The following is an 11,745-nucleotide window of genomic DNA, read 5'->3' on the forward strand; positions in this document are numbered from 1 at the left end:
CGCTGATTATATGACCGCAGGAACGGAGCTGCCCGCTTACCTGCCTTACCCCCGTTTCCTGCTGGAAACAGACCTATCCCACACCGCAAGAGAGTTATATGCGCTGCTGTTAGACCGTTCCACCCTTTCGCAGAAGAACGGCTGGCAGGACAGCGAGGGACGGACATACATTGTCTACCCCATAGCAGAGATAGCGGAAATGCTGGATAAAGGCTGCACCACCATAAAGGGCGCACTGAACGAACTGGACGCTGCCGGGCTGCTGGAACGCAGACGGACGGGCTTTTCTGCCGCCAACCGTCTGTATGTGAAAGTGCCGCCTATCCCAGTGGTACAGTTTTCCGACCAACTGACGGACGGAAAACCGCCCCTCATAAGGGCGGGAAACCGACCAACTGACAGCCGGAAAACTGACCTTATGACGGTCGGAAAACCGTCCCCTAACCAAACTAATATAAACAACCTAATAGAGAGCCAAACAAAAGGAGCGAGTGAGGGGCAGCCCCCCGCCGCTTATGGCAGATATAAAAATGTATTTCTTTCTGACACAGAACTTTTGGAGCTGGAACAGGACTTCCCCGGCAAGTGGGAGTATTACCTTGACCGCCTTTCCTGCCACATCGCTTCCACCGGGAAGCAGTACCAGAGCCATGCAGCCACCATTTACAAGTGGGCGCAGGAGGACGCTGCCAAAGAGAAGCCAAAGAAAGGCATACCGGACTATTCATTCAAGGAGGGAGAAAGCCTATGACCGATACAATCCACAACACCATACTGCCTATGACCGACACCACAGCCGAGCCGGAGGATTACACCGGGGAGGACGGGCTTTTATACTGCGGCAAATGCCGGAAACCCAAAGAAGCCTATTTCCCGGAGGGCAAGACCTTTTTCGGGCGTGACCGCCACCCGTCAGAGTGCGACTGCCAGCGGGCAGCCCGTAAGGAACGGGAAGCCGCCGAGAAGCGGCGCAGCCACCTTGAAACGGTGGAACGGCTGAAACGGCAGGGCTTTACAGACAAGACCATGCAGGACTGGACATTTGCCAACGATAACGGCAGCTGCCCGCAGATGAAGAACGCCGCCGGATATGTGGCACGCTGGGAACAGATAAAGGACGGGAACTACGGGCTGCTCTTGTGGGGCAGGGTAGGCACTGGGAAAAGCTATTTTGCCGGGTGTATTGCAAACGCCCTCATGGAGCAGGAAGTCCCGGTGTGCATGACAAACTTTGCAGCAATATTAAACGACCTTGCCGCCAGCTTTGCGGGCAGGAACGAATATATTTCCCGCCTTTGCAGCTTCCCCCTGCTCATCATTGACGATTTTGGAATGGAGCGTGGCACAGAATACGGTCTGGAACAGGTCTACAATGTGATTGACAGCCGCTACCGGAGCAGGAAGCCGCTGATTGTGACGACCAACCTCACGCTGGAGGAATTGCAGCACCCGGAGGACACCGCCCACGCCCGGATTTATGACCGCCTGCTTGAAATGTGTTCCCCTCTCTGCTTTACCGGGGAGAATTTGAGGAAAGCCGCCGCACAGGGAAAAATGGAACAGCTGAAACGGCTGCTTGCCGGAAAGGAGATTTGCCTATGACCGACACCCAGAGAAACAAACGCCCTGCCCGCCGCCCGGACTGCGTGACCGAAACGAGGATAGGCAACACAATCCTTGTGGTGTCTGGCTTTTTCAAGGAGGGGGCGACCGACACCGCCGCTGACAAGATGATGAAAGTGCTGGAAGCAGAAGCCGCCGCCGGATATTTGACCTGTGATAAGCCTGATTGAAAAACCGTCATTTTTACCGACCGTAAAGAAGCAGATTTGACGCTTTTGCCGCTATACAGACAGCCGCCCCATGTGGTACAATCAAGGTACGGAATAGTGGGGCTGGCTGTCGGAAACGGAGGAATTTATGTTAAGACAGACCACCCAGCAACTCATTACCGCCCTTTACCCAAGACTGTCCCATGAGGACGAGCTGCAAGGCGAGAGCAATTCCATTTCCAACCAAAAGAGGATTTTGGAAACCTATGCCAAACAGAATGGATTTTCTAATCTGCGCTGGTACACCGACGACGGTTATTCCGGTGCGAACTTTCAAAGACCCGGATTTCAAGCCATGCTTGCAGACATTGAAGCAGGGAAAGTCGGGACAGTTATCGTCAAGGATATGTCGAGGTTAGGGCGAAACTACTTACAGGTGGGAATGTACACAGAAATGATTTTCCCACAGAAAGGTGTCCGCTTCATCGCTATCAATGACGGAGTGGACAGCGCACAGGGGGAAAATGATTTTGCCCCGCTGCGGAACATTTTTAACGAATGGCTGGTGAGAGATACGAGCAAGAAAATCAAGGCAGTAAAACGCTCTAAGGGCATGAGCGGAAAGCCCATCACAAGCAAGCCCGTCTATGGCTACCTCATGGACGAGGACGAAAACTTTATCATTGACGAGGAAGCCGCCCCGGTGGTACGGCAGATTTACAGCCTTTGCCTTGCCGGGAACGGTCCGACCAAGATAGCCCGTATGCTGACCGAGCAGCAAATCCCCACGCCGGGGACGCTGGAATACCGCAGGACGGGCAGCACCCGCCGCTACCACCCCGGCTATGAGTGCAAGTGGGCGACCAATACCGTGGTTCATCTGCTGGAAAACCGGGAATATACGGGCTGTCTGGTAAACTTTAAGACCGAGAAGCCGTCCTACAAGCTGAAACACAGCATAGAAAATCCCCCGGAAAAGCAGGCGGTTTTTGAGAACCACCATGAGCCTATCATTGACCGGGAAACGTGGGAACGGGTGCAGGAGTTACGCAAGCAGCGCAAACGCCCCAACCGTTATGACGAAGTGGGCTTGTTCTCCGGCATACTCTTTTGTGCCGACTGCGGCAGCGTCATGTACCAGCAGCGATACCAGACGGACAAGCGCAAGCAGGACTGTTATATCTGCGGAAGCTACAAGAAACGCACCGCCGACTGCACAGCGCACTTTATCCGCACTGACCTCTTGACCGCTGGCGTACTCTCCAATCTGCGGAAAGTTACCAGCTATGCGGCAAAGCATGAAGCCCGGTTTATGAAGCTTTTAATCGAGCAGAATGAGGACGGGGACAGACGCAGGAACGCCGCCAAGAAAAAGGAGCTGGAAGCCGCCGAGAAACGCATAGCCGAGTTATCTGCTATCTTCAAGCGGCTGTATGAGGACAGCGTAACCGGGCGCATATCGGACGAGCGTTTCACAGAGCTGTCGGCAGACTATGAAGCCGAGCAGAAAGAACTGAAAGAACGTGCCGCCAGACTGCGGGAAGAACTTTCCAAAGCGCAGGAAGCCACCGCAAACGCTGAAAAGTTTATGAATGTGGTACGCAGGCACACTACCATTGAAGAACTTACCCCTACTCTGCTGCGGGAGTTTGTGGAGAAAATCGTTGTCCATGAAAGCGTTGCCCTTGACGGGAAACGCCGGGGCAAGTTACGCAGACAGGAAATCGAAATCTATTATTCTTTTGTCGGCAAGGTAGAACTGCCCGACACCTAACCGCCCGACCTATCCGACATACCTCATGTGCCGGATAGGAACGGCAAAATTTTTTACACTTCTATTACTTCTTTATCACACATAAGCAAAAGGAAAAGATTTGCAACAAAATTTAAGAGAAAGGAAATATCCCGTTTTTTGTATTCTCCAAAACGAATCGTCATTCAGAGTCAAATGATTTTTCATGCAAAATTCATTTTTCTCCGAATCGTTAAAAAAATAAAAACTACAGCCTGCATAATCAGTTTTCATTGATATAAAAAAACGGGATCGGGTGAATGGTATGATGTTAAAAGATAAAGTTGCAATTGTTACCGGCGGAACCAGAGGAATCGGCTATGCCATTGTGCACAAATTTCTGCAGAACGGCGCGAAAGTCGTCCTGTTCGGATCCCGGGAAGAGACCGTTGCAAAAGCGGTTGCATCTTTAAAAGAAGAAAACCCGGACTGGGAAGTTTCCGGTGCATGGCCAAAGCTGACCGATGCAGCTGCATGGTAGATGAGATCAACAAAGTCAAAGAAAAATACGGCAAAATCGATATTCTTGTGAACAACGCCGGTGTCTCAGACAGTACGCCAATTGACAAGTATACCGCAGAGCGCTTTGCCAGTGTCATGGATCTAAATGTCAACGCCATGATGAACGGCATCCTTCCAACCGTTGCTATTATGAAAGAACAGGGCGGCGGCTGTATTTTAAATACCAGCTCAATGGTCAGCATCTGCGGCCAGCCGGGCGGCGTTGCCTATCCATCCAGTAAATATGCGGTCAACGGTCTGACCTGGTCCCTCGCACGGGAACTTGGTCCTTTCCATATCCGTGTAAACGCGGTTGCGCCTGGCATCACCCGTACCGATATGGTTGCCGCACTTCCAAAAGAAATGATCGATCCACTCATCAACCGCATTCCTCTTCGAAGAATTGGTGAGGCAGAAGACATTGCAAACGCTTTCCTCTTCCTGGCAAGCGATATGGCTTCGTATGTAACCGGAGAAATTCTTTCTGTGGATGGGGCGATGAGATCCTGATTTATTTTTCATCCAGTTGTACACCATTTTCTGATTTTGGGATTATCTGCGTAAAATCTATAGTTTTTTGACACTTCCCACAGCTAAAGCAGGGGGATTCTTGTTTCTTCCACTACTGCATTGGCAAATACCTTACGGTACTGCAATGTCTTACACAGTGTCCACAAGCTATATTTATCCTGTTCCCGCATGCCCTGCGGTACAGTTTTTTATCTTCATGCAGACTGCACCTGCAGTCCTTTCTTTAAAATATTGATGCCTGCATTCGTATCCCGGTCATGAACTGCATGACAGATTGGACACTCCCAGATACGAATGTGCAGATTTTTCACCAGCGGATTCTGATATCCGCATGCACTGCAGGTCTGGCTGCTCGGATACATGGTTGGCACTCTGCGGATTTCATTTCCATACCAGGCAGCTTTGTATTCCAGCATTTCAAAAAACTTTGCCCACGAAACACTGGCTATGGATTTTGCCAGTTTATGATTCCGGATCATTCCCTTCACATGCAGGTCTTCGATGCAGATGGTTTGGTTTTCACGCACCAGCATCGTTGACTGCTTCTGCAGGAAATCATTCCTTTGATCCGTTACTTTCTCATGTACCCGGGCAACCCGGATCCGCTGCTTATTGCGGTTATGGGAATCTTTCTGTTTTCGGGAAAGTCTGCGCTGTTCTCTTACAAGTTTTTGCATCGCGCGTTCCAGATATTTTGGATTCGATACGGTATTTCCGTTACTGTCAGAATAGAATGTTTTGATTCCAACATCAATCCCAATCGTTCCACCCTGATTGGGGCGTGGTTCCGGTTCAAAGTCAATGGTATGAATTGCAGGACGATTATTATATCCCTTGTCTGATACTTTCCGAAGAAGAAACGCAGCCTATCGGACTGTGGGGACAACGCCACAAGCAGTACCTAAAGGAACATAAACACCTCCTTTACACTACAATGCTTATTGAGGGTACATTGAACTCTTACCTTGCCGACATTGACAAACAGGCACAGGAACGCTTGCTCCTGCTGACAAAGCAAATTGCAGAGCAGGAAAATGTTACCGAACAACTGAAAGCCGACAATGCTATGTTGTGGGTGCAGAAAATGAATGAAATTCAGTCCAGAGTTAGAGAAATCATTTACAACGAGATTATCTACGCATAGTAAGAATTAGGGCGGTAAGCCAGCTTTTGGCTTACTGCCCTTGTCTGCTCATAAGCAAAATAAAGAAATACCGTCAATGGCAGTGTTTGCACTGTTCATCAAGACCATTGACGGTATTTCTTGTTTTGCTATTTAAAAATATTTTGAAATAGCCATTGAAAAACAAATGCTAAACTGATATAATCTATTTAAAAATTATTTGAAATAGATTAGGGCGTGGAAGATTGGCTATAAATGAAGTGTTAGCTGCTTTAGCAGACGATACTCGTCGAAAAATTCTGCTAAAGTTACAGGAAGGAAAAATAAGCTCAGGCGATTTAGCTATCGCATTGGATATGACACCACAGGCATTGTCCTATCATTTATCAAAGCTAAAAAAGGCAGACTTGATTTACGAAACTCGATATAAAAATTTTATTTACTATGAATTAAATTTGTCTATCCTTGATGAAACAATTATGTGGATAAGTAAATTACGTGGAGGTCAACAATGAAAAAGAAAAAAATCATTTTTTATAGTCTTATGTTTTTGCCATTGATAGTTGTTTTGATTGCCTTACATTTCTTACCAGAGCGAATTCCAGCTCATTATGATTTTAATAATCAAGTAACACGTTGGGGCAGTAAATACGAAACATTAATTTTCCCTGTGATCACAGTTTTATTTGGCTACTTTATGCTTGGTATGGCTAAATTCTCTTCAAAACAAGAAGAAAATGGGAGTAACAACGAAAATGTATGTATTGTGGCAGGAATTGTATCTCTTACACTTTTTAACGCTATGACAGGTTATTTCTTGTATGCTGATTTCAATTCGATTGAAAATCTTTCTTCAATTGCACTTGATATTAATCAACTTTTATTTGGACTGCTTGGTGTTGCAATGATTATATTAGGCAATATTATGCCAAAACTACGAATGAACTCAATCGCAGGACTGAGAACAGTATGGAGTATGAAAAATGAAACAACGTGGAAAAAAAGCCAACGCTTTGGCGGTATTTCATTTATTGTAGGCGGGGTTATTATAATCATAGTATGCTTTTTAACGAAAGGCTTTTCTTGTTTCTGGTGGACAATGGGCATCGTAGCAATTCTTTTGATTATTGACACCTACTATACCTACACATTATCCAAAAAATATTGATATAGTAATACGTGTTTATTGAAAACTTTTATATGTATTTATCAAACACCCTGCAAAATGTAAAAATCTTGCAGGGTGTTCTACTGTCAAAATATATGTAAGACCGCAAGGCAGGTCGCCCTGCGGTGATGTTTCCTATGTCGTGATTATCTGTCCCTGTCTTGGGATTTCTTTCTCTGCTTCGGCTGAGAGTTCTGTTTCCCCTCTTCCTGAAGCTGTCTGAGCCTGTTTCGCACACTTTGTCTTTCGGGCGGTCTGTGCTGTTTCTCGGCAGGTTTCTGTCCGTTCTTAACTGCCTGCTCCCATTCTGCAAGGTCTTGGTTATACTGTGTCACAATAGCCTCTGCTTTGCGGTAAGTTTTCATAAATGCCTGTACATCAGGATAACCGTCATCGGTCAGAATATCGGGGAGTTTATCCAGTTTTTCATCAAGTTCGGCTTCGATCTGCTGTATCTGTTTTTCCAGAGCTTTTCGTTCCTTACCCTTGAAAATACCCGTTGTTTCCGCAAGCTGCTGTCGCAGATTCGGGAGTGTGACCTCCTGTATCTTCTTGATTGCTTTCGCCTGTTTCTGTACCTTTAGCATAAGGGTCTGCATTGTGCGGAACTCGTCCATATCCATATTGAGGACTGGCTTGGGTGGCATATCCTTTTCACGGATGATGGCTTGCAGAAATTCCTTTGCCTTGCCTACGATACCTCGGAACAGGTTTGGAAGCCAACCGTTTTCACGGATGGACTGACCGGCTTTGTCGTGGATTTCGGTCTGCTTGATTTCCAGTATCTTTGCTTCTTCAATGCCCGATATGAGAGCCAAATCCGCTGTTCTGTTCCATTCCTGCCTTGCGGTGTTATCTGCTTCGATTTCGGCAGCCTTGGGATTGTTCTTACCTATCTTTTTTGTGGGGAGATACACGCTGTTCTTATCAAACACTTTCTGACGTAGTTAGAAAAACAACATCACCACTCCCAGCGCACAAAGCAAAATTCCCGTCACGCGGTTCAACATTTTCACATTTGCCCCGTTGGCCCATTTCGCTCCAATCTGTGCAAAGACCAGGGTACTGATGACACAGGCAATCAGAATTGGAATGTCCGGCGCGCGCCGATATAAAAATGAGAGATTGCACCGGTCAGAGCTGTAAAGGTCATAATAAAGACGCTCGTTCCAACTGCTGTTTTCAGCTCATATCCGAGCACGCTTGTCAGCACCAGAAGCAGCATCATGCCACCGCCTGCTCCGACAAATCCACAGATAAATCCAATCACAACACCGCAGAGAATCGACTGCTGGATTTTCTGTTTTTCTGATTTGTTTGCCTGTACTTCTTTCGTCGTCATGATCGGACGGATGATAAATTTCAGTCCGACAAACAGTGTCATCACTTTCGAAAATCCGCCCATGGTTCCATTTGGCACAAGCGAAGATACGAAGCTGCCGACCAGTGTAAAAATCAGAACAGATATCAGCATAATCACGCCGTGGCGGATATCAATGTTTTTATTCTTTTTATAAGTCCAGGCACTTACTCCTGATGCCAGCACATCCGATGCCAGCGCAATGCCAATCGCCTGATAAGCCGGCATGTGTAAAAAGGTAATCAGCATCGGTGAAACAACGGCCGCTGCGGAGAGTCCCGCAAGTCCCGTGCCAAGGCCGGCGCCAAGACCAGCCACAATACATACGATAAGTTGTGTTATTGTCATAGTTTTTCTGTCATCCGCTTAGATCCGTTGCACTTTTCCTGTACTTTGCCATTTAGGGGCAGATGACTGTTTTCCTCCTCTTTCTGTTTTTGTTTTGTCTTATTTTTCTATTATGTTCTTCTCTCTGGCTTTCAGCGTTTTTATTTTTCCGTCACGTTCCTCCGAATCAGCTCGCATAATCTGAGAAATTCTTCCCTGTCTTCTCTGGAAATTCCGGAAAACAACGATTCTCCAAACGCTCTCTGGCAATCCTGTCCAAAGCGGATAATTTCTGATGCACTTTCTTCTAGCTTCAAATGCACTTTCTTGCGATCCGCCGCATCTGTTTCTTTTTGAATGTATCCTTTTTCACACAGCTTGTTCACTGCCAGTGAAACATGCGATTTCTGCATTTTCCGCACACGCACAATATCCACTGCAAGATCAAACTGGCTGTTATTCGCAAGAAACAGCAGAACATCCACTTCCGCAGCTGACAGATCATAACGCACCATGACCTTTTTTCGGTACTGGTTGTATTTTCGTTCTACCTCCACTGCAAATTGCCATTGTTCATCAAACATACTTTTTCACCTTCTTTTTTAACTTGATATTCTTATTTGTTCTATTTTGAACTTTTTTGTATAATAGTTCTTTTTTGAACATTTGTCAAGGAGTGTACACGGAAAACGTTCGAACTTATAAATCTAAAGTATTTTTATAAAGTGCAGAAAATTATATTCTTGACTCTATAATTATTGTAGGGTTTACTATAATCGTAACATTCTACAACAGGAGGTTTCCCTATCATGGAACGAAACTTAACAACCGGCAGTATCTGGAAAAATATTTTCTATTTTTCGCTGCCTTATCTCTTATCGTATTTTCTGCAGACGCTCTACGGCATGGCAGATCTTTTCATCATCGGTCAGTTTGACGGTGCGGCCGGTACAACAGCCGTTTCCATCGGCAGTCAGGTTATGCATATGATTACCGTTATCATCGTGGGACTTGCCATGGGAACGACTGTCAGCATCGCGCAGGCCGTCGGCGCAAAAGATAAAAAGCAGGCATCACGCTGCACAGGAAATACCATCACTTTATTTCTCGGTGTTTCCGTCGTGCTGATGGTAATCCTGCTTCTTCTGGTAAAGCCGATCGTACTTGTGATGTCCACACCATCCGAAGCCGTTTCCGGCACCGTCGCTTATCTGACGATCTGTTTCATTGGTATTCCATTCATCACCGCGTATAATATCATCAGTTCCATCTTCCGTGGACTTGGTGATTCGAAAAGCCCGATGTACTTCATCGCAGTCGCATGTGCGGCCAATATCGCACTCGACTATCTCTTTATGGGCGCCCTGCATCTTGGTCCATCCGGTGCCGCGCTTGGAACCACGCTTTCCCAGACACTCAGCGTCATTCTGGCACTGATTGCGATCCGCAAACGTGATACTGGCATCCGTCTTACCCGGTCGGATCTCTCCCCTCAGACAGCTGTGATGGGACAGATTCTTAAAATCGGTGTTCCGATCGCCCTGCAGGATGGTTTTATTCAGATCGCCTTTATCATCATTACCATCATCGCTAACCGGCGCGGTCTGGAAGCAGCGGCTGCAGTCGGTATTGTAGAGAAAATCATCAGCTTCCTGTTCCTGATTCCATCTTCCATGCTTTCCACTGTTTCGGCGCTCGGCGCGCAGAACATCGGTGCTGGAAAGCAGAAGCGTGCCGAACAGACCATGTGGTGTGCTGCACTGATTGCTGTCGTTTTCGGACTGATCGTCGCTATTACGATTCAGTTTATTTCCGTTCCTGTGGTCGGTCTTTTCACAACAGATGCGGAGGTTGCACGCCTCGGCGGTCAGTATATCCGCGGTTATATCTGGGACTGCATTTTTGCTGGAGTCCACTTCACCTTCAGCGGCTATTTCTGTGCCTGCGGACGGTCGGAATTTTCCTTCCTGCACAATATCATTGCCATTCTGCTTGTTAGAATCCCCGGTGTGTATCTGACTTCCATCTGGTTCCCGGACACGCTGTTCCCGATGGGCATTACAACGGCATGTGGATCTCTGACCTCTATTATCCTCTGCCTGCTGGTGTTTCGGTACTTAAAGAAGAAACCGATTCGTACTGCTGTATAAATTTTCTTTGGAGATATCTTTATGACAGACGATCGCAGGAAATCACCTTAATTGACAACGGAATGACAAGCGATCCAGAAAAATTTGTAACAGAAATCCGAATCCCGATTCGACCTTCGGATTCTTTTTAAAAACAACAACCGGGAATATCTGATTTTTTGATTTCAGATATCCCCGGGTGTTGTTTTCTTTTGTTTTTTTCGGCCTTTTCTACCACACCGGCTTCTGCAGGCAGAACGGCAGTTCCAGTCCGTTTGCCTCAAGAAGCTCTTTGTTTGTCAATATTTCTTTCGTATCCCCGTCGCAGACAATCCGTCCACCGGCCATCAGAATCACGCGATTGCAGGTTTCCAGAATCATATCAAGATCATGCGATGCGATGATTTTCAGATGTTCAAAATCGTTCAGTATATGAATTAACGTTCTACGGTTTTTTGGATCGAGTGCAATCGATGGTTCATCCATCAGAATGATATCCGGTGTCATTGCGAGGATCGTGGCGATCGATGCCATCTTTTTCTCACCGCCCGACAGCTTATAAATCTGCTTATCCCGTAAATGCCCGATATGAATCTGTTCCAATGCATGGCTGACACGCTGTTCCACTTCTGTTTCCAGCAGTCCGTAATTGCGTGGTGCAAATGCCACGTCCTCGAATACCGTCGACATAAACAGCTGACTGTCCGAATCCTGAAAGACGTAGCCTATTTTCTCGCGCACCTTCGGAAGCATCTCCTTTACAACCGGCATCTCCTCTACACGGATACTGCCTTCGTAATCCGGATTCAGCCCGACCAGCAATTTCAGCAGCGTGGATTTCCCGACACCATTCGCTCCAATCAGCCCGATGCTGTCATTCTCGTGTGCAGTAAATGTGATATCCTGCAGAATCGGGACTGTTTTTTCGTAAGAATAATTAACATGTTCAAAATTGATGTGAATATGGCTCATTTTTGATATCTCCCGACAATTCTTTCCTCTTCCGCATGCAGGCCACTGCACCGGGTTGCTTTTCTACATC

General features: G+C 46.8%; 12 protein-coding genes and 2 pseudogenes. 9 read left to right on the plus strand and 5 right to left on the minus strand.

All coding sequences use genetic code 11. The features are described 5' to 3' along the window. Positions 1-10: 10 nt before the first annotated feature. The 5 genes and pseudogenes from DXA93_RS08450 (at position 11) to DXA93_RS08470 (ending at position 4,575) form a co-directional block, all read left to right on the plus strand. Positions 11-751, plus strand: a complete 741-nt coding sequence (locus tag DXA93_RS08450) for a replication initiator protein A (protein WP_002594233.1) — start codon at positions 11-13, stop codon at positions 749-751. After that, complete coding sequence (locus tag DXA93_RS08455; RefSeq protein ID WP_002594232.1) at positions 748-1,602, plus strand: ATP-binding protein; 855 nt, start codon at positions 748-750, stop codon at positions 1,600-1,602. Before DXA93_RS08450 ends, DXA93_RS08455 begins: the two co-directional genes overlap by 4 nt. Then, a complete protein-coding gene (locus tag DXA93_RS08460) occupies positions 1,599-1,793 on the plus strand; it encodes a transposon-encoded TnpW family protein (RefSeq protein ID WP_002594231.1) in 195 nt (64 codons plus the stop codon). The genes DXA93_RS08455 and DXA93_RS08460 overlap by 4 nt, the downstream gene beginning before the upstream one ends. Before the next feature lie 127 nt (positions 1,794-1,920). Beyond that, the gene (locus tag DXA93_RS08465; RefSeq protein WP_002594230.1) at positions 1,921-3,546 is read left to right on the plus strand and encodes a recombinase family protein; all 1,626 of its coding nucleotides are present in this window, start codon (positions 1,921-1,923) and stop codon (positions 3,544-3,546) included. 283 nt (positions 3,547-3,829) lie between these two features. Further along, positions 3,830-4,575, plus strand: a pseudogene (locus DXA93_RS08470) (SDR family NAD(P)-dependent oxidoreductase). 215 nt (positions 4,576-4,790) lie between these two features. Here DXA93_RS08470 and DXA93_RS08475 read toward each other — a convergent pair. Beyond that, positions 4,791-5,408: an RNA-guided endonuclease TnpB family protein gene (locus DXA93_RS08475; RefSeq protein ID WP_330411409.1), complete on the minus strand. Its 618-nt coding sequence runs from the start codon at positions 5,406-5,408 to the stop codon at positions 4,791-4,793. On the opposite strand from DXA93_RS08475, the gene DXA93_RS08480 reads away from it, so the two are divergent. The 3 genes from DXA93_RS08480 to DXA93_RS08490 all read left to right on the plus strand — a co-directional run bounded on the left by DXA93_RS08480 (position 5,378) and on the right by DXA93_RS08490 (position 6,887). Continuing rightward, a complete protein-coding gene (locus DXA93_RS08480) occupies positions 5,378-5,740 on the plus strand; it encodes a TnpV protein (RefSeq protein WP_055226171.1) in 363 nt (120 codons plus the stop codon). The genes DXA93_RS08475 and DXA93_RS08480 overlap by 31 nt on opposite strands. 224 nt (positions 5,741-5,964) lie before the next feature. Continuing rightward, entirely contained in the window at positions 5,965-6,234 is a 270-nt protein-coding gene (locus tag DXA93_RS08485; RefSeq protein WP_055226169.1) for a metalloregulator ArsR/SmtB family transcription factor, read from the plus strand. Then, a complete protein-coding gene (locus DXA93_RS08490; protein WP_117804470.1) occupies positions 6,231-6,887 on the plus strand; it encodes a DUF1648 domain-containing protein in 657 nt (218 codons plus the stop codon). The genes DXA93_RS08485 and DXA93_RS08490 overlap by 4 nt, the downstream gene beginning before the upstream one ends. Positions 6,888-7,033: 146 nt before the next feature. Here DXA93_RS08490 and DXA93_RS08495 read toward each other — a convergent pair whose 3' ends face one another. The 3 genes and pseudogenes from DXA93_RS08495 to DXA93_RS08505 all read right to left on the minus strand — a co-directional run bounded on the left by DXA93_RS08495 (position 7,034) and on the right by DXA93_RS08505 (position 9,158). Then, positions 7,034-7,705, minus strand: a complete 672-nt coding sequence (locus DXA93_RS08495) for a hypothetical protein (RefSeq protein ID WP_227093800.1) — start codon at positions 7,703-7,705, stop codon at positions 7,034-7,036. 129 nt (positions 7,706-7,834) lie between these two features. After that, a pseudogene (locus DXA93_RS08500) lies at positions 7,835-8,595 on the minus strand (sulfite exporter TauE/SafE family protein). A 140-nt stretch (positions 8,596-8,735) separates the two neighbouring features. Continuing rightward, complete coding sequence (locus DXA93_RS08505; RefSeq protein WP_055226165.1) at positions 8,736-9,158, minus strand: MarR family winged helix-turn-helix transcriptional regulator; 423 nt, start codon at positions 9,156-9,158, stop codon at positions 8,736-8,738. Between the two features lie 225 nt (positions 9,159-9,383). On the opposite strand from DXA93_RS08505, the gene DXA93_RS08510 reads away from it, so the two are divergent. Beyond that, a complete protein-coding gene (locus DXA93_RS08510; protein ID WP_117804471.1) occupies positions 9,384-10,724 on the plus strand; it encodes an MATE family efflux transporter in 1,341 nt (446 codons plus the stop codon). A 210-nt stretch (positions 10,725-10,934) separates the two neighbouring features. On the opposite strand, the gene DXA93_RS08515 is transcribed toward DXA93_RS08510, so the two are convergent. After that, entirely contained in the window at positions 10,935-11,675 is a 741-nt protein-coding gene (locus DXA93_RS08515) for an energy-coupling factor ABC transporter ATP-binding protein (protein ID WP_117804472.1), read from the minus strand. Positions 11,676-11,745: the final 70 nt, after the last annotated feature.

Source organism: Blautia sp. OF09-25XD, from assembly GCF_003482095.1.
In the GTDB taxonomy this organism is placed as follows: Bacteria; Bacillota; Clostridia; order Lachnospirales; family Lachnospiraceae; genus Fusicatenibacter; species Fusicatenibacter saccharivorans.